The 18,186-nt window shown below is 70.5% G+C and carries 16 protein-coding genes; 7 read left to right on the top strand and 9 right to left on the bottom strand.

Features of this window, described 5'->3' with window-relative positions; translation table 11 throughout:
• The first annotated feature begins 60 nt into the window (after positions 1-60).
• The 7 genes from AC3ANN_RS12230 (at position 61) to AC3ANN_RS12200 (ending at position 8,835) form a co-directional block, all read left to right on the top strand.
• A complete protein-coding gene (locus AC3ANN_RS12230; protein WP_488337670.1) occupies positions 61-1,575 on the top strand; it encodes an ABC transporter ATP-binding protein in 1,515 nt (504 codons plus the stop codon).
• On the top strand, positions 1,572-2,942 hold the full coding sequence (locus AC3ANN_RS12225) for an ABC transporter permease (protein WP_488337669.1): 1,371 nt from the start codon (positions 1,572-1,574) through the stop codon (positions 2,940-2,942). The genes AC3ANN_RS12230 and AC3ANN_RS12225 overlap by 4 nt, the downstream gene beginning before the upstream one ends.
• Entirely contained in the window at positions 2,939-4,219 is a 1,281-nt protein-coding gene (locus tag AC3ANN_RS12220) for an ABC transporter permease (protein ID WP_488337668.1), read from the top strand. The genes AC3ANN_RS12225 and AC3ANN_RS12220 overlap by 4 nt, the downstream gene beginning before the upstream one ends.
• A gap of 132 nt (positions 4,220-4,351) precedes the next feature.
• Entirely contained in the window at positions 4,352-4,753 is a 402-nt protein-coding gene (locus tag AC3ANN_RS12215; RefSeq protein WP_488337667.1) for a cytidine deaminase, read from the top strand.
• Positions 4,750-6,060, top strand: coding sequence for a thymidine phosphorylase (locus AC3ANN_RS12210; RefSeq protein WP_488337666.1), 1,311 nt, complete (start codon positions 4,750-4,752; stop codon positions 6,058-6,060). The genes AC3ANN_RS12215 and AC3ANN_RS12210 overlap by 4 nt, the downstream gene beginning before the upstream one ends.
• 59 nt (positions 6,061-6,119) lie before the next feature.
• Positions 6,120-7,235 carry an adenosine deaminase gene (locus tag AC3ANN_RS12205; protein WP_488337665.1) on the top strand — a complete coding sequence of 372 codons (1,116 nt, stop codon included), beginning with the start codon at positions 6,120-6,122 and terminating at the stop codon, positions 7,233-7,235.
• A gap of 247 nt (positions 7,236-7,482) precedes the next feature.
• Entirely contained in the window at positions 7,483-8,835 is a 1,353-nt protein-coding gene (locus AC3ANN_RS12200; protein ID WP_488337664.1) for an acyltransferase family protein, read from the top strand.
• On the opposite strand, the gene AC3ANN_RS12195 is transcribed toward AC3ANN_RS12200, so the two are convergent.
• The 9 genes from AC3ANN_RS12195 to AC3ANN_RS12155 all read right to left on the bottom strand — a co-directional run bounded on the left by AC3ANN_RS12195 (position 8,816) and on the right by AC3ANN_RS12155 (position 18,178).
• Positions 8,816-9,475, bottom strand: a complete 660-nt coding sequence (locus tag AC3ANN_RS12195; RefSeq protein ID WP_488337663.1) for a response regulator — start codon at positions 9,473-9,475, stop codon at positions 8,816-8,818. The genes AC3ANN_RS12200 and AC3ANN_RS12195 overlap by 20 nt on opposite strands.
• A complete protein-coding gene (locus AC3ANN_RS12190; RefSeq protein WP_488337662.1) occupies positions 9,472-10,671 on the bottom strand; it encodes a sensor histidine kinase in 1,200 nt (399 codons plus the stop codon). Before AC3ANN_RS12190 ends, AC3ANN_RS12195 begins: the two co-directional genes overlap by 4 nt.
• 55 nt (positions 10,672-10,726) lie before the next feature.
• Positions 10,727-11,680 carry an SDR family oxidoreductase gene (locus AC3ANN_RS12185; protein ID WP_488337661.1) on the bottom strand — a complete coding sequence of 318 codons (954 nt, stop codon included), beginning with the start codon at positions 11,678-11,680 and terminating at the stop codon, positions 10,727-10,729.
• Positions 11,677-12,660 carry a bile acid:sodium symporter family protein gene (locus AC3ANN_RS12180; RefSeq protein ID WP_488337660.1) on the bottom strand — a complete coding sequence of 328 codons (984 nt, stop codon included), beginning with the start codon at positions 12,658-12,660 and terminating at the stop codon, positions 11,677-11,679. The genes AC3ANN_RS12185 and AC3ANN_RS12180 overlap by 4 nt, the downstream gene beginning before the upstream one ends.
• Positions 12,657-14,039 carry a flavin-containing monooxygenase gene (locus tag AC3ANN_RS12175; RefSeq protein WP_488337659.1) on the bottom strand — a complete coding sequence of 461 codons (1,383 nt, stop codon included), beginning with the start codon at positions 14,037-14,039 and terminating at the stop codon, positions 12,657-12,659. Before AC3ANN_RS12175 ends, AC3ANN_RS12180 begins: the two co-directional genes overlap by 4 nt.
• A 103-nt stretch (positions 14,040-14,142) precedes the next feature.
• Entirely contained in the window at positions 14,143-14,865 is a 723-nt protein-coding gene (locus AC3ANN_RS12170) for a sulfite exporter TauE/SafE family protein (RefSeq protein WP_488337658.1), read from the bottom strand.
• A gap of 27 nt (positions 14,866-14,892) precedes the next feature.
• Positions 14,893-16,047, bottom strand: coding sequence for a mannitol-1-phosphate 5-dehydrogenase (locus AC3ANN_RS12165; protein ID WP_488337657.1), 1,155 nt, complete (start codon positions 16,045-16,047; stop codon positions 14,893-14,895).
• Entirely contained in the window at positions 16,047-16,484 is a 438-nt protein-coding gene (locus tag AC3ANN_RS12160; RefSeq protein WP_488337656.1) for a PTS mannitol transporter subunit IIA, read from the bottom strand. Before AC3ANN_RS12160 ends, AC3ANN_RS12165 begins: the two co-directional genes overlap by 1 nt.
• Positions 16,485-16,615: 131 nt before the next feature.
• Positions 16,616-18,178: a PTS mannitol transporter subunit IIBC gene (locus AC3ANN_RS12155; protein WP_488337655.1), complete on the bottom strand. Its 1,563-nt coding sequence runs from the start codon at positions 18,176-18,178 to the stop codon at positions 16,616-16,618.
• Between the last annotated feature and the right edge of the window lie 8 nt (positions 18,179-18,186).

Genomic DNA, 18,186 nt, shown 5'->3' with positions numbered 1-18,186 from the left:
CGCGTTCTTCCGGGGCCGCTGCGATGGCGCCGCGGCCAGAGAGATATATAAGGTGCACATATGAAGCTCGAGCTCCGTGGAATCACGAAGCGGTTCGGGTCCCTCGTCGCGAACGACCACATCGATCTCGTGGTCGAGCCGGGTGAGATCCACGCTCTCCTGGGGGAGAACGGCGCCGGCAAGTCCACGCTCATGAACGTGCTCTACGGCCTGTACCAGGCCGACGAGGGCGAGATCCTCCTGGACGACGTCGTCCAGCACTTCCGCGGCCCGGGCGACGCCATGGCCGCCGGCATCGGCATGGTGCACCAGCACTTCATGCTCATCCCCGTCTTCACCGTCGCCGAGAACGTCATGCTCGGCCACGAGGACACCAAGGCGCTCGGCGCGCTCGATCTGCCGAAGGCGCGCCAGCACGTCCGCGACGTCGCGCAGCGCTTCGGCTTCGAGGTCGACCCCGACGCGATCGTCGGCGATCTCCCCGTCGGCGTGCAGCAGCGCGTCGAGATCATCAAGGCCCTCTCGCGCGACGCAAAGGTCCTCGTGTTCGACGAGCCCACCGCGGTTCTCACCCCGCAGGAGACCGACGAGCTCATGGCGATCATGCGCCAGCTGCGCGACGAGGGCACCTCGATCGTCTTCATCACCCACAAGCTGCGCGAGGTGCGCGAAGTCGCCGACCGCATCACCGTCATCCGTCTCGGCAAGGTCGTCGGCGAGGCATCGCCGACCGCGTCCAACGCCGAGCTCGCGTCGCTCATGGTCGGCCGCGCCGTCGAGCTCACCGTCCACAAGGACGAGCCCCGCGTGCGGGAGGGCGGACTCGAGATCCGCGACCTGAAGGTCGTGACGCCGACGGGCGCCGTGGTGGTCGACGACGTCAGCCTCGACGTCCGTCCCGGCGAGATCGTCGCGGTCGCCGGGGTGCAGGGGAACGGGCAGACCGAGCTCGTCGAGGCGATCGTGGGGCTCGCGACGGGCGTCCGCGGCTCCATCCGGCTCGACGGCGTCGAGCTCGTCGGCAAGAGCGTCCGCGGCATCCTCGACGAGGGCGTCGGCTTCGTGCCCGAGGACCGCACCGAGGATGGCCTGGTCGGCGGATTCACCGTCGCCGAGAACCTCATCCTCGACCGGTCCGCCGACGCGGCATTCATCTCCGCCGGCACGATCCGTCGCGGTGTCCTCGAGGATTTCGCGAAGGAGCGCATCGCGGAGTACGACATCCGCACGCAGGGCCCAGGCATCCCCGCAGGCACCCTGTCGGGCGGAAACCAGCAGAAGGTCGTCATCGCGCGCGAGATGAGTCGCGAGCTCAAGCTCCTCGTCGCGGCGCAGCCCACGCGCGGCGTCGACGTCGGATCGATCGAGTTCATCCACAAGCGCATCGTCGAGACCCGGGACGCGGGCATCCCCGTCGTCGTCGTCTCGACCGAGCTCGACGAGGTCGCCGCGCTCGCCGACCGCATCGCCGTCATGTACCGCGGTGCGATCGTGGGCATCGTGCCCGGAGACACCCCCCGTGACGTGCTCGGCCTCATGATGGCCGGCGAGAAGCCAGAGGAGGCCGTCGCGTGAGCGGTCAGACCCCCATCGGAGGCGGCGAGCCGCTCAAGGGCCTTCCGCCCGAGCAGCTGCCCCAGGTCTCCGGGCCCCTCACGGGCTCGCCCGACGCCACCGCGCCGGTGCTCACGCCGTCCGCGGAGGGACCCTCCGGCGAGGTTCTGCCGCCGCCGCGGCAGAACGTCTTCATCAGAGAGCTGCTGCGCAGCAACTGGGTGACCACCATCCTCGCGATCGTCGTCGCGATGGTCGTCGGCGGCATCCTCATGGCGATCACGAACGAGGACGTGCAGGAGGCCGCGGGGTACTTCTTCGCCCGGCCCGGTGACACCTTCGCGGCGATCTGGAGCGCCGTGTACGGCGGCTACGAGGCCATGTTCCGCGGCGCGGTCTTCAACCCGCGCGCGAACGACTTCATGACGCAGATCCGCCCCCTGACCAACACGCTCGGGTTCGCCGCGCCGCTCATCGCGGCCGGCCTCGGCGTCGCACTGGCGTTCCGGGTGGGCCTGTTCAACATCGGCGGTCGCGGTCAGATCCTGATCGCCTGCGCGGTCGCGGCGCTGCTCACGTTCAACCTGAACCTTCCGATGTTCCTGCAGATTCCGCTCACCCTCGCGGCAGGCATCGCGGGCGGTGCGATCTGGGGCGGCATCGTCGGACTCCTGAAGGCCCGCACCGGTGCGCACGAGGTGATCCTTACGATCATGCTGAACTACGTCGCGTTCTACCTCGTGACGTGGATGGTGCGCACCCCGGGAATCCTGCAGCGTCCCGCCGAGGACCAGCCGATCTCGGCGCCCACGCCGGCGAACGCGCAGTTCCCCGAGCTGCTGGGCCCGCGGTTCCCGCTGCTGGACTGGGGATTCATCATCGTCATCGCGGCGACGGTCTTCGTGTGGTGGCTGGTCGAGCGCTCGAGCCTCGGCTTCCGCCTGCGGGCGGTCGGAGAGAACCCGCACGCCGCGCGCGCCGCGGGCATCTCGGTGCAGCGCATGTACATCTACGCGATGCTGTTCGCCGGCGGCCTCGCAGGCCTCGCGGGCATGAACCAGATCCAGGGGTCCGTCACGAGCGGCTTCGACGGACTGATCGACGCGGGCATCGGGTTCGACGCCATCACGGTCGCGCTGCTCGGCCGCAGCCGCGCATGGGGCGTGTTCGCGGCGGGCATCCTGTTCGGCGCGCTCAAGGCGGGCTCGTTCACGATGCAGGCGTCGCAGGACATCCCGGTCGACATCGTCCTCGTGGTGCAGTCGCTCATCGTTCTCTTCATCGCGGCGCCGCCCCTCATCCGCACCATCTTCTTCCTCCCGAAGACGGATGCCGAGAAGGCCGCGAAGGCGAGAGCCAAGGCCGCGAAGAAGGCGGTGGCCGCATGACCGCGCTCGCTCCGGCGCCCGCCGACGTGATCCAGCTCGCGACGGTGAAGGTCCGTCACTGGAAACTGCCGATCACGCTCGCCATCGCGACCGTCCTCCTTGGGCTCTTGTTCCTCCTGGTGCCGCGAGACGGCGTCAGCACGTTCCGCCTCGGCGACCCCGCCGCGTCGATCGCGCTGCCGAACGTCGGCGTGCGGACGGCGGCCACCTGCTGGATCGTCCTCGCGCTGATGGTGCTGCTCACGGCGTGGGCGTTCTTCGACGCCTATGCGTACCGCCGCACCGGAGTCTGGCTGTCGATCGTGTTCGGCGTCCTCGGGGTCTTCGCGTTCCTCGTGTGGGCGTCGGCGGGTGGACTGGTGCCCGTGACCGGACTCCTCTTCGGCGCGCTGTCGCTGTCGGTGCCGCTCATCTTCGGTGCCCTCGGCGGCGTGATCGGCGAGCGGGTCGGCGTCGTGAACGTCGCGATCGAGGGCCAGTTCCTGTTCGGCGCGTTCAGCGCGGCGCTGCTCGCGAGCATCACCCACAACCCGTTCGTCGGTCTCGTGGGAGCGATGATCGGCGGCGTGCTGGTCGCGTTCGTCCTGGCGGCGTTCTCGATCAAGTACCTCGTCGACCAGGTGATCGTCGGTGTCGTGCTCAACGTGCTCGTGACGGGCCTGACCGGGTTCCTCTACGGCGCGCTGCTGGTGCCGAACGAGACCGAGCTGAACCGCCCGGTCCGCTTCACGCGCTGGGAGATCCCGCTCCTCGGCGACATCCCGATCATCGGCCCGGTGCTGTTCAACCAGACGTTCATCGTCTACCTCATGTACGCGACCGTCGCACTCGTCGCCTGGGGCCTGTACCGCACCCGCTGGGGCCTGCGCCTGCGCGCGGTCGGCGAGCACCCGCAGGCGGCCGACACCGTCGGCATCAAGGTCAACACGAGCCGGTTCTGGAACGTCTCGCTCGCCGGCGCGATCGCTGGAATCGGCGGTGCGTACTTCACGCTCGTCTCGGTCGGCCAGTTCACGAAGGAGATGACCGCGGGCCTGGGCTTCATCGCCCTCGCCGCCGTCATCTTCGGGCGCTGGGATCCGATCCGCGCGACGCTCGCGGCGCTGCTGTTCGGCTTCGCCACGAACCTGCAGAACCTGCTCACCGTGCTGGGTACGCCGATCCCCAGCGAGTTCATGCTGATGCTGCCGTACCTGGTGACGATCATCGCCGTGGCCGGCTTCGCCGGCCAGATCCGCGGGCCGGCAGCAGCCGGCAAGCCGTATATCAAGGGATGACGCCGTGCCCGACACGCCTGTGACGACCGACAGGTGCCCTACCGAGTCATCCGGATCGGCATCTCCCGAACCCTGCAGTCCCAGCACGCGTCAGCGGGCTCGGACCCTGACTGACGCGAATGGAGTGCGTTCGTGACCGATATCGACTGGGATGAGCTGCGAGCGGCCGCGACGGAGGCCATGCAGCGCGCGTACGCGCCGTACTCGCGTTACAAGGTGGGCGCCGCGGCGCTGGTGACCGACGGGCGGATCGTCACGGGCTGCAACGTCGAGAACGCCTCGTACGGCGTCGGGCTGTGCGCCGAGTGCGGACTCGTCAGCGAGCTGCAGATGTCGGGCGGCGGCGGTCTCGTCGCCTTCGTGTGCGTCAACGGCCACGGCGACACGATCATGCCGTGCGGGCGCTGCCGGCAGTTGCTCTACGAATTCGCTATCCCCGGCATGCTGCTCGAGACGGTGTCCGGCATCCGCACGATCGACGAGGTTCTGCCCGACGCCTTCGGCCCCCGCGATCTCGAGGAGGCGGCGCGATGACCGAGCACAACACGGATGCCGCGGTGGAGCCGTTCGACGCCGTCGACGTGATCCGCGCGAAGCGCGACGGGGGAGCGGTCCCCGAGGACGCGCTCCGCTGGATGGTCGACGCGTACACGCGCGGCTACGTGGCCGACTCGCAGATGGCGGCGTTCGCGATGGCGGTGCTCCTGAACGGCATGACGCGCGACGAGATCCGCGTCATGACGGATGCGATGATCGCGTCCGGTGAGCGCATGGGCTTCGCGGGCCTCGGCAAGCCGACCGTCGACAAGCACTCCACCGGGGGCGTCGGCGACAAGATCACGCTTCCCCTCGCGCCGCTCGTGGCCTCATTCGGAGTCGCGGTGCCTCAGCTGTCGGGTCGTGGTCTGGGCCACACCGGTGGCACGCTCGACAAGCTGGAGTCGATCCCGGGCTGGCGGGCCGCACTGTCGAATGACGAGATGTTCGCGCAGCTGCGCGACGTCGGCGCCGTCATCTGCGCGGCGGGCTCGGGTCTCGCCCCGGCCGACAAGAAGCTCTACGCGCTGCGCGACGTCACCGGCACGGTCGAGGCGATCCCGCTCATCGCCTCGAGCATCATGTCGAAGAAGATCGCCGAAGGCACCGACTCGCTCGTCCTCGACGTGAAGTTCGGATCGGGCGCGTTCATGCGCGACGTCGACCGCGCGCGCGAGCTCGCCCGCACCATGGTGGAGCTCGGCACCGACTCGGGCGTCTCGACGACGGCGCTCCTGACCGACATGAACACGCCGCTCGGCCTCGCGATCGGCAACGCCAACGAGGTCCGCGAGTCGGTCGAGGTGCTCGCCGGCGGCGGCCCAGCCGACGTGGTCGAGCTGACCGTCGCGCTCGCGCGCGAGATGCTCGCGCTCGCGGGTCGGCCCGACGCCGACGTCGAGGCGGCGCTGAAGGACGGCCGCGCGATGGACGCATGGCGCGCCATGATCCGCGCGCAGGACGGGGATCCGGATGCCGCACTCCCGGCGCCACGCGAGACCCACACCGTGACCGCAACCGAGGCCGGGTACGTCACCCGCCTGGAAGCGCTGCCGTTCGGCATCGCGGCATGGCGTCTGGGGGCGGGGCGCGCCCGAGCGCAGGACCCCGTGCTGCACGCCGCCGGCATCGACCTGCACGTCAAGCCCGGTGACGCGGTCTCGCCCGGTCAGCCGCTGTTCACCCTGCTCGGCGAGGATGCGTCGAGGTTCGACCGCGCGCTCGAAGCCCTGGAGGGTTCGTGGTCGATCGGGGCTGAAGCCCCGGCCGCCGTCCCGCTCGTCCTCGAACGCATCAGCGCCTAGGCTGAGGCATTCGTCCGCCCTCATCTCGGATCCACGACCCGCAACGCTCAGGAGAACCCATGCCCATCGACCAGCACGGTGACGCGATCCTCGACGGCGTGTCGATCCGCGGCCTGCCGAAGGTGTCGCTGCACGACCATCTCGACGGTGGCGTGCGCCCGGCGACGATCATCGAGCTCGCCGACGCGATCGACCTCGAAGTGCCCGAGACCGACGCCGACGCGCTCGCGGACTGGTTCGCAGAGAAGAGCGACTCCGGCTCGCTCGTCGAGTACCTGAAGACGTTCGACTTGACGACGGCCGTCATGCAGACCCGCGAGGGGCTCACGCGCGTCGCGCGCGAGTTCGTCGAGGACCTCGCCGCGGACGGTGTGATCTACGGCGAGGTGCGGTGGGCGCCCGAGCAGCACCTGGCGCGCGGCCTGTCGCTCGACGAGGCCGTCGCCGCGGTGCAGGAGGGCATCGAGGAGGGCGAGGACGCGGCCGAGCGCCGCGGCCACGACATCCGCGTCGGCCAGCTCATCACCGCGATGCGTCACACCGACCGATCGCTCGAGATCGCGAAGCTCGCGGTCGACTGGCGCGGGCGCGGCGCGGCGGGCTTCGACATCGCCGGACCCGAGGACGGCTTCCCGCCCTCGAACCACCGTGAGGCGTTCGACTACCTCGCCTCGGAGTTCTTCCCCGCGACTGTGCACGCCGGCGAAGCGGCCGGTCTCGACTCGATCCGCTCGGCGCTCATCGACGGGCGCGCGCTGCGGCTCGGGCACGGGGTGCGCATCGCGGAGGACCTCGAGGTCGTCTCGCGCGCCGGCGAAGAGGTGCTCGTGCAGTTCGGCGATCTCGCGCGCTGGGTGCGCGACCGTGAGATCCCGCTCGAGCTCTCGCCGTCGTCGAACCTGCAGACCGGCGCGATCGAGCGGTGGGGCACGACGATGGAGGACCACCCGTTCGATCTGCTGTACCAGCTGGGCTTCTCGGTGACCGTGAACGTCGACAACCGCACCATGAGCCGCACGTCGCTCACGCGCGAGCTGGCCCTCCTCGTCGAGACCTTCGACTACGGCCTCGACGACCTGGAGGTGTTCCAGCTCAACGCCGCCGCGGGCGCCTTCCTCGCGATCGAGGAGCGCGAGGAGCTCATCGACCTGATCTCGGACGGCTTCGGCAGCTAGCCGCGACGCCTCGACACGACGGATGCCCTGGCCTGCGGCATCCGTCGTCTCCCTGTTCGGCGCCTCGCGGGACACAACTTCTGAGAATCCGTGCTGGGGAGCCGTGATCGCACGGAACTGCGGCCGGGCTGCGGCACGCACCTGACCCCATACCGGGGTAGGGGGTGCGAGGTCGGCTCTGGAGGGGGACGCGCACGACGGAGGCGGATTCGTACGGTGGGGGGACCACCGAAACGAAGGAGCCGTTGTGACGCTTCTGGACCGTCCTCGCCTGGACCCCGTCCGCTCCGCGCCCGCACCGCGGGACGCGGCGATGGACCTCGTGCGCGCCGCGTGCCTCGTCGTCGTGGTCGCGCTGCACGCGTTCATGGCCGGCATCACGGTCACCGGCGGCGAGATCGGCGTCACGAACGTCGTGATCGGGCAGGCGTGGTTCGCGCCGATGTCGTGGATCGTGCAGATGATGCCGCTGTTCTTCATCGTCGGCGGGTTCGCAGGCATCACGCAGTGGCGCCGCATGCGCTCGCGCGGGGACTCCCCGGTGACGTTCGTGACCGGACGGCTGCAGCGGCTCGCGGTCCCCGCGATCGCCGCCTTCGGCGTCATCGGCGCAGGCCTCGCCATCGCGCTCGTCGCCGGCGTGTCGCCCGATCTCGTGGCGGAGCTCGGCTTCCGCATGGCGCAGCCGATGTGGTTCCTCGGCGTGTACGTCGGTGCGACCGCCCTCGTGCCCCTGCTCACCTGGGCGCATGAGCGGGCGCCGTGGGCGACCCTGAGTGCGATGGTGCTCGGGGTGGTCGCGGTCGACGCGATGCGGCTCAGCACCGGCATCGAGGCGCTCGGCTATCTCAACCTCGCGTTCGTGTGGCTCGCGGTGCAGCAGCTCGGATTCTGGTGGGCGGATGGGCGCGTCGGCGCGCTGCCTCGCGGACGCCTCGTCGCCGGCCTCGTGGCCTCGCTCGTGACGCTCGCCGGGCTTTTCGCGTCAGGTGCGTACTCGCCCGACATGTACGAGAACTTGAACCCTCCCACCGTGTGCCTCGTGGTGCTCGGTGCCGCGCAGCTGTTCGCGTTCGCGCTTGCGGCGCCCCGCCTGCGGCGCGTGGCCGCTCGGCCGCGCGTGGCGGCGGCCGTCGATGCCGTCGGCTCGCGGTCCATGACGATCTACCTGTGGCACATGCCCGCGCTCGTGCTGTTCGCGGCGATCCTGGTTGGGGTGGGCGTTCCCTTCGCCGATCCGCTGAGCCTCGGCTGGTGGCTCACACGACCGGCATGGCTCATCGGCGTCGGCGTCGCGACGGCGCTCCTGGTGCTCCTCACCGACCGTTTCGAACGGCGACGGATGCCGGCACCCGGCGCGTCCGCGTCGACCGGGGCAGGCGCAGCTCGCGCCGCGGCGAAGGCCGCTTCGGCCCCGGTGCCCGTCAGCGGCCGCCGCACCGCTCTCGCGGTGGTGCTCGGGATGGCCGGAGTCGTCGCGGTGCTGGTCGGCGGGTTCACGCCGCTCACGGCGGCGATCGCGGTGGCATGCCTCGTCGTGTCGCTCCGCTTGAGCCGCGGGCGTCCCGCGCTGCGCCGTGCTACCCGGCTCCCGGTGTGACGAGCCCGGCCTCGTAGGCCGCGATCACGAGCTGCGCGCGATCGCGGGCGCCGAGCTTCGACAGGATCCGCGAGACGTGCGTCTTCACGGTCTGCTCGGCGATGAACAGGCGTGCGGCGATCTCGGTGTTCGATTCGCCCTGAGCGACCCCCACGAGGATCTCGCGCTCCCGCTCGGTCAGCTCGCCCAGCACGACGCGATCGGTGCGCCGGGGTCCACGGGTCGCCGCGAACCGCTCGATGAGCGCTCGCGTGGCGCTCGGGGCGAGGAGGGACTCGCCCTCCGCCACGACGCGCACGGCGCGCGCGAGCTCCTCGGGTGAGGCATCCTTCAGCAGGAACCCGGCGGCTCCGGCCGACAGCGCGTCGAAGACGTAGTCGTCCACATCGAAGGTGGTGAGCATCAGGATCCGCGTCGCGGGCGCTGACGCGGACAGCTCACGGGTGGCCGAGATGCCGTCGAGCACCGGCATCCGCACGTCCATCAGCACGACGTCCGGCAGGAGCTCGGCGACCACGCGCAGGCACTCCTCGCCGTCCGCGGCCAGTCCCACCACCTCGATGTCGGGCTGCGCGTTCAGGAGCGCCGAGAATCCGGCGCGCACCATCGCCTGGTCGTCGGCGATCACGACGCGGATCATGCGGGGGGCTCCTCTTCGCCGGTGAACTCGAACTCCACGGCGACCTCGAAGCCGCCGTCGGGGGTGGGGTGCGCGTGCACCACGCCGCCCGCGCTGCGGACGCGCTCGCCCATCGCGACGAGCCCGTGCCCGCCGCCGGGCACTTCGGTCGCGGGCGACGACCCCGGCGCATTCCTGACGCGGATGCCGAGGCCACGTTCGCCGACGTCCACGCCGACCGTGATCGGCGCGCCGGGGGCATGGCGGAGCGCGTTGCTCACGGCTTCCTGCACCACGCGGTAGGCGGCGAGGTCGGCCACGGCCGAGAGCCGCGGCGAGCGAGGACCCTGCCAGTCCAGGCGGACGTCGGCCCCCGCCTGCGCGGTCTGGCGCACGAGCACCGCGATGTCGGCGATGCCGCGCTGCGGCTCGACGGGCGCCGCTTCGTCGTCGCGCAACGCGCCCAGCAGCACCCGCATCTCGCGCAGCGCCGTCCGCGCCTGTGCCGCGATGTCGTCGAACTCCTCGGCGGTGCGGGCATCCACGCCGCCGAGGCGGGCGGGAGCGCTCGCGGCCTGCACGCTGATCACCGACATGCTGTGGGCGATGACGTCGTGGAGGTCCCGAGCGAGGCGCGTGCGCTCCTCCGCCACGACGCGCCGAGAGAGCTCGTCGGCGCTGATCCGCTGCTCCCGCACGAGCTGGGCGCGGATCCGGCGCCATTGACGCAGAGTGATGCCGATGCCGAGCACGCCGGCGCCGATCGACACGAAGACGATGTTGTCGACCGCCGCCGCATCCGCCAGGCCGGCGCCGTGCGCGAAGGCGACGATCGTCGAACCTGCGACGGCGGCGAGGAGCGTGGCGGTCGCGACCTGCCACACGGTCCGCAGGGCCAGCAGCAGCACGACGATGAACTGCGTGATCTCGGCCGGCACCATCCACGGCCACGGGGCACTCGGAATCGGCGCGGTCAGCCATTGCAGGCCGAACGAGGCAGCCACCGAGAGCACGGCGGCGGCGACCGGCCAGCGCAGGGCCAGGGGGAGTGCGCCGGCATGCAGCACGGCCAGCGTGAACGCCGGGGCGATCGGCACACCGTACAGCGCCGTGGCGATGGGGGTCTGCACCGCGACCATCGCGACGGCGATCGCCGACACCACGATCCACAGCCAGGTCTCGGCGCGTCCGGTCGTGTCGGAGGGCTGGCTGGTCATCACGTGTCGCCCCCTTCTCCGCGCACCAGTCTTCCAGGTCGGCCGGGGCCCGGCGTCAGCGCCGCGCGATCCCCGGATGCGTTGCGAGGTAGGCCTCGAACGCCTCCAGCGAAGTCTTCGCCGGCGTGTAGCCGAAGTCTCGCTTGAGTGCGTCGTTCGCGAGCACCGGTCGATGGCGGAGGAAGCCGACCTGTTCCGGTCCGTGGACGGTGAGGCGCAGCATCCGTCCCACCCGCAGGCCGAGGGCGAGCAGGCCCGCGGGCACGGCGATGACCGGCTTGCCGAGGCGCCGGGCGATCTCGCGGACGGTCACGCGGCCGTCGCCGGCGACGTTGTAGACGCCGGCTGGGCCGTCGGTCGCCGCGCGGACCATCGCCGCGGCGACATCGTCGACCCACACGAACACGAACGGGGAGTCCGAGCCGCGGACGCCGAGGATCGCCGGGCCGTCCCACAGCGCGGTGATCTGGTTGCGCACGGTCGGGCCGAGGATCGTGCCGATGCGGAAGACCACCTGCTCGAGCCCGGGGTGCTCGGTCCGGTACTCGGCGAGCAGCTCTTCGACGAGGCGCTTGTGCTTGGCGTACGGGAACTCCTCGTTCCCGCGCAGCGGGTCGGACTCGCGCAGCCACTCCGGGCTGTCGGCATGGTAGCCGTAGGCGGCGCCGGACGACGACACCACGATGCGACGCACGCCCGCCGCCACGCACGCCTCGAGCACGTGGTGCGAGCCGTCGACGTCGACGCGGTACTCGAGCTCGTGGTCGCGGCCGGGGTTCACGATCGCCGCGAGGTGCACGACGACGTCGATCTCGTGGCGCTGGAGGAGGGGCACGAGTCCCGAAGGGCGGGTGACGTCGCACTCGTCGTACACGACCCCCTCGAGGGGATGCTCCGGCGGGCGCACGTCACCGGAGACCACGAGACGGACGTCGGGGTGGGCGACGAGCGCCGCGGTGACGTGCGAGCCGAGGAAGCCTGCGCCGCCCGTCACGAGGACGCGGGTCACGGGCTCGGCTCCGGGGCGCCCGAGACCGCGTCGCCCGCCGGCCGTGCCGCGTGCCGCGAGGCGTCGCCCTTGATCGACCCGGTGCGCCGGCGCGTGTGGCGGGCCCACAGCGCGGCGACGATGAGCCCCGCGATGATGTCCCAGATGCCCCACCAGCCGGCCACGATCGCCATGCCCCCGAGCCCGCCGAAGAACGTGAAGACGAGCCCGAGCCCGAGGCCGGCGTTGCGGATGCCCACCTCGAAGGTCATCGCCTTGCGCTCGCGCGTGCCGAGGCCTCCGACGACCGCCGTGCCGTACCCGATCGTGAGCGCGACGGCGTCGTGGACGGTCACTACGAGCACGATGACGCCGAGGAACGCGACGAAGTACTCCCAGTTGCCGGCGAGCGCCGCGACGATGAACCCGACGAGGGCGAGCAGCGAGAACCACTTGACGTACGGCTGCACCTTCGCGGCGAACGCTGCGAAGCGGTGCCGGATGAACAGGCCGAGGACGAACGGCAGGCCGATGATGAGGAGGATGTCGAGCAGCATCGCCCAGGCGTCGAGCCTCACAGCCTCCAGCAGCGTCCGCGCGGTCGGGTGCAGGGAGCCCCAGAACGCGACGGACAGCGGCAGCACCACGATGTAGATCAGGTTCGAGACCGCCGTCATCGACACCGACAGCGCGACGTTGCCGCCAGAGCGGTGCGTGAGCACCTGCGAGATGTTGCCCGGTGGGCAGCACGCCACGAGGATCATGCCCAGGGCCATGGACGGCGTGACCGGCAGGATCAAGGTGAGCCCGAACGTCACGGCGGGGAGCACGACCAGCTGCGCGAGGATCGCGATGACGAACGGCTTCGGCTTGCGCGCGACCACCTTGAAGTCCTCGACGGTGGTGTCGAGCGCGATGCCGAACATGATGAGTCCGAGCACGACGTTGAGGATCACCAGCGTGCCCGGGGTGAAGTTCAGCACGACGTCGTCGGGATTCACGCGGAGGCCTTTCTGGTGCGACGCCGCGCCGGCGTCGGCACGAGAGAACGGATGCCTCGGCGCGGCGTCCGCGCCGAGGCATCCGTCCGCAGACTCTCGGTCGCCGCGCGGACCGCCCGGCGATAGGCGTCCTTGTTGACGTAGTACGACATGCGCTCGAGGCCGAGGTACCTGTACCCGCCGGTGAGATCGGGCCACGGCTCGTCCGCCACCTTGGCGCGGAAGGCGGCGGCGCGGCCGGGGTGCCGCTCGAGCGCCGCGAGGTAGGCGGCGACGAGCTCGGCCTGCTCGTAACGGCCCTGCCAGCCGATGCCCGACGCCTCGATCATGCCCGAGACGAACAGCCCGTTGAACGACGGAGGGAAGACGTTGAGATACAGGCGCGGCGACCAGCCCGTCCAGTTGAGGTCGTCGCGCGCCACGAACGGGTAGTCCAGCGTGTAGCCGGTCGCGAGGAGCACCAGGTCATACTCGCCGGACGAGCCGTCGCGGAAGCGCACGGTGCGGCCGTCGAACCGGTCGATGTCGGGGCGGATGCGCAAATCGCCCTGGCCGAGGTGGTTCAGCACCATGGTGTTCACGATCGGGTGCGACTCGTACAGCTTGTAGTCGGGCTTCGGGAAGCCGAACCGCACCGGGTCGCCGGTGAACGCGCGCAGCACGCGCTTGTCGACGAACTGCTTGACGGGCGCAGGAAGGGGGCGGCCCTGGTTGAGCGTGTCGGAGGGCCTGCCGAACAGGTACCGCGGCACGAAGTAGTACCCGCGCCGCACGCTCATCTCGACCGACTCGGCGTGGTGGACGGCATCGACGGCGATGTCGCAGCCGGAGTTGCCCGCCCCGATGATGAGCACGCGCCTGCCCGCCAGCTGTGAAGCGGACTTGTAGGCGCTCGTGTGCAGCAGCTCGCCCGTGAACTCGCCGCGGAAGGCCGGCACGTTCGGCTCGGCGAGCGTGCCGTTGGCCAGGATCACACCGTCGTACCGTTGTGCGATCGCACCGGCCTCGGCGGGGCCCTCGGCGCGCAGCATCCATCCCTCGCCGTCGCGCTCGAGCGAGGTGACGGTCGTGTCGAAGCGGAACCGCTCGGTCAGGCCGAAGCGATCGGCGAACTCGCGGAAGTACGCGATGAGCTCGCGATGGCTCGGATAGTCGGCGGCGGACCGCATCGGGAACTCGGCGAACTCGGTCGTCGTGCGCGACGAGATGAGGTGGGCCGACTCGTACATCGTCGAGCGCGGATTCTCGATGTCCCAGAGGCCGCCGACGCCCCGCGAGGCCTCGAACCCGTCGAACTCGATGCCCGCCTTCTGCAGCGCGCGCGCCGCCGACAGTCCCGACGGCCCGGCGCCGATGATGGCGTACCGCCGCTCGCTCATGCGTCCCTCATGTCCGTTTCCACACATCCTCGTGCTGGCCCCAGCCAAGACCCTAGGCGTGCGCGGGCGCGAACCGAAATCGGGCCGATCGCTTCGGCGCCCGTCAGGCGAACAGGGCCAGGATCCCGCGCGCGAGGACGACCGTCGCCCCGGCCCACGCGATCGCGAGCATCGCGATGCGGGCGATGCGCGGCGCCAGGTTGCGCGCCAGGATCGAGCCGATCGCGATTCCCGCGACGGTGGCGAGCGCGAGCGCGCCGAGGTCTTCGAGGGGCATGACGGGCAGCCCGCGGAGGGCGATCGAGGCGAGGTCGAGTGCGACGAAGATGACCTGGGCGCTCGCGGCGAACCGCACCTGCGCCCATCTGTCGCCGACCGCGTACGCCGCGAGCGGCGGACCGCCCAGGCCGCTCGCGGCATTCATGAAGCCCGCAGCGGAGCCTGCGACGACGGCGCCCGTCCGGCCGGTGAGCGAGGCGGAGAGTGCGGGCACGTGGCCGGCGACCAGTGCGAAGTACGCCATCGCGGCGATGAGGATGAGCAGGGCCGCTTCGGGGAGCAGGCGCACCACGAGCACACCGAGCGGCGCTGCCAGCAGGCCCGGCCAGACGAGCCACCACGTGCGTCGCCAGTCGATGCGCCGCCACACCAGGGGGATCGCGACGAGCGAGGCGATGAGGGCGAGGATCACCGCGATCGTGATGCCGTCGACGGGACCGTACAGCAGCACGATGGGGCCGACCAGAACGAGGACGAACCCGAGGCCGGTGATGCGCTGGATGATCGCGGCGACGAACGCCGCGGCGCCCGCGAGGATGACCGTCACGGGTCTCCAGCCTAACGGCCAGGCGGGTCACGGCCGGAGGTCCGCCTGCCGCGCGGCGACCACCGCCTCCACGCGCGCGAAGAGCGGGTGGTCGGGTTCCAGGCCGGTGACGGACGCCGTGAACGAGGCCGCGTCCTGCTCGCGCAGCATGCGCTGCAGGTCGACCGACTGCGGGTCCTCGGAGTCGTCGAACTCCAGCGCCGCGCCCATCGCGTCGACGAGCCCGTCGACGCCGAGCCCGAGCCCTGCCGCCTCGGCAGCGGGTCCGACGAACCGCTCGTGTCGCGAGAGCTTGCGCAGCGGCTGCCGTCCGACCCGCCACACCGTGTCGGGGAGCGCGTCGTTCTGGAACCGGTTCAGGATCGTCGCGCGGTACACCGCGAGGTCGCCCGCATCGAGCCCGTGCTTGGCCTCGAGGAGCGCGGAGGTCTCTTCGAGCGCCGCTTCGACGCGTGCCGCGAGCTCCGGGTCGGCCAGCGCTGCGGCGATCGTCTCGACGCCCGCCCTGGCGCCGAAGTACGCGGTCGCCGCGTGCCCGGTGTTGACGGTGAAGAGCTTGCGCTCGATGTAGGGAGCGAGGTCGTCGACGAAGTGGGCGCCGGGGATGCGCGGCGGCTCGTCGCCGAAGGGAGGCCGCTCGATCGCCCACTCGAAGAACGGCTCGACCGTGACGTCGACGCCGTGACCCTCGGGCTGGGCGGGCACGATCCGGTCGACGGCGGTGTTGGCGAACACCGCGCGCGACGAGAGCGCGTCCCACGCGTCGCCGGCGAGCTCGACGATCTCGTCGTGCAGCAGGTCGGTGGCGTTGATGGCGTTCTCGCACGCCATGACCTGCAGGGGAGGCGACGCGGGGTCCCGCAGGGCGAGCCCCGACATCACGAGCGGCGCCACGAACTTCAGCACCGTGGGCCCGACCGCGGTGGTGACGATGTTGGCGGTCGCGATCTCGTCGATGACCCGGTCGGGATGCTCGGCGCTGTTGATGGCGCGGAATCCCGTGACCTCGATGTCGCGTCCGCCGGCGCCGACCTCGTGCACGGTGTAGCGGCTCGCCGCGTTGATGGCGTCGACGAGCGGGGCTGCGACGTCCGAGAACACCACCTCGTACCCGCCCTCGTGCAGCAGCAGGCCGACGAATCCGCGGCCGATGTTACCCGCGCCGAAGTGGACGGCCTTCATCACACGCCCGCCGCCGATACCAGGGCGTACAGCTCTTCCGGCGTCTGCGCGGCCTTGAGACGGGCGACATCGTCCTCCTCGGAGAAGAGGATGGCGATCTGCGACAGGATCTCGAGGTGCTCGTCGCCCTTTCCGGCGATGCCGACCACGAAGGTCACCGGCTCGCCGCCCCAGTCCACGCCCCCGTCGTAGCGGACGACCGACAGCGCCGAGTCGAGGATGGCGTTCTTCGTCTCGTTCGTGCCGTGGGGGATCGCGAGCTCGTTGCCCATGTAGGTCGACACGGTCTGCTCGCGCTGCTGCATCGCGTCGAAGTAGGCGCTCGTGACGGCGCCGGCGGCCTCGAGGATGTCTGCGGCCTCCTTCATCGCCTCCTCGCGCGTCGCGCTGCCGGAGTGGATCCGCACCTGTCCGAGGGTCAGTACGTCGTTCGCCATTGCTGTCGCCTTTCGTCGAATTCCGGATGCCGCGGCGCGGCGCTCGCACGGAGGCGGTGGGGCCGGGGGCTTCCTGCCTGCCCGGCCCCACCGCGTCTCAGCGTCGTTCTCTTGTGGTCGCGGGGATCCCGTTAGTCACCATCCTGGTGCTGGGCACGGACGAGGTCCACGACTTCGTCGTACTTCGGCGAGTTCATGAAGTTGTCGACCGAGACGTGCACCGCGTTCGGCGTCTGCTGCCGGGCGCGGTCGGTCAATTGGTTCTGCGTGATGACCAGGTCGGCCGAGGCATCCAGATTCGCGATCGCCTTGTTGACGACCGTGACGTCCTCGATGCCCGCCTTCTTGATCTTGTTGCGCAGCACGCTCGCGCCCATCGCCGACGACCCCATGCCCGCGTCGCACGCGAACACGATGTTGCGGATCTCACGCTCGGTCATGACCGCCGGTTCGACGCCCCCGTCTGCCTGGGTCGCGGCGCCGCCGCGCATGCCGCTCAGGTGCTCCGACTGCTTACCCTTGGCCGCCTCCGTCTGCGTGATCGCCGCGCCGAACGCGTCGTCGGTCGCCGCCATCGCTTCGAGGTCGCGCTTGCGGGATGCCCGCAGGATGACCCACGCGATCAGGAAGGTGACCGTGGCCGACAGGATCACCGAGAGGATGACGGCGACATAGGCGCCTGGTGCGGTCTGCAGCATCACCGCGATGATGCTGCCGGGTGCCGCCGGGCCGCGCAGCGCCCCGCCGAGCAGCATGTTCGTCGTGACGCCCGTCATGCCGCCGGCGATGAGGGCCAGGATCAGGATCGGCTTCATGAGCGCGTACGGGAAGTACACCTCGTGGATGCCGCCGAAGAACTGGATCACCGCCGCGCCGGGCGCCGAGGCCCGCGCGGCGCCGAGGCCGAAGAACGTGAACGCCAGCAGCAGGCCGACACCGGGACCGGGGTTCGCCTCCAGCAGGAACAGGATGGACGAGCCGTCTTCGGTGACTTGCTGCACGCCGAGCGGCGTCAGCACGCCGTGGTTGATCGCGTTGTTGAGGAAGAACACCTTGGCGGGTTCGATCAGGATGCTCGTGAGCGGCAGCAGGTTCATGTCGACGAGCCAGTTCACCGCGTTCCCGAGCGCCTGCATCAGGCCGTTGACCAGCCACGCGATCGGATAGAACCCGATGATCGCCAGGACGAAGCCCCAGATGCCCGCCGCGAACATGTTGACCAGCATCTCGAAGCCGGCCTTGATCTTGCCCTCCCACAGGCTGTCGAGCCACTTCATCGAGTACGCGGCGATCGGCGCCAGGATCATCGCGCCGATGAACATGTGCACCTGGCCGAGCGGGTCCTCGCCTTCGGGCAGCGCGGCGTTGAAGTTCGCGACGAGCTGGTCGGATCCGGCGATCGCGCCCATGGTCGCGATCACCGCGACGACGCCGCCGCGGACGTTGTAGACGATGCTGCCGCCGGTGTAGGCGATCAGGAGCGGCAGGGCGTAATGGATGAACGGTCCGACGATCGTTGCGAGGTCGGCATTGGGGGTCCACCCGACGTCGATGAAGAACGCGGTGAAGATGCCCCACGCGATGAGCGCGGGGATGTTCGGCATGATCATGCCGGAGAGGAACGTGCCGAAGCGCTGGACTCCGACTCGTGCCTTCGACCCGCCCCTGGTGACGGGCGCAGACGCCGTTGTCATTTTCACTT

This window comes from Microbacterium sp. STRO-2N, from assembly GCF_057747775.1.
This window is presented reverse-complemented; position numbering and strand designations above follow the sequence as displayed.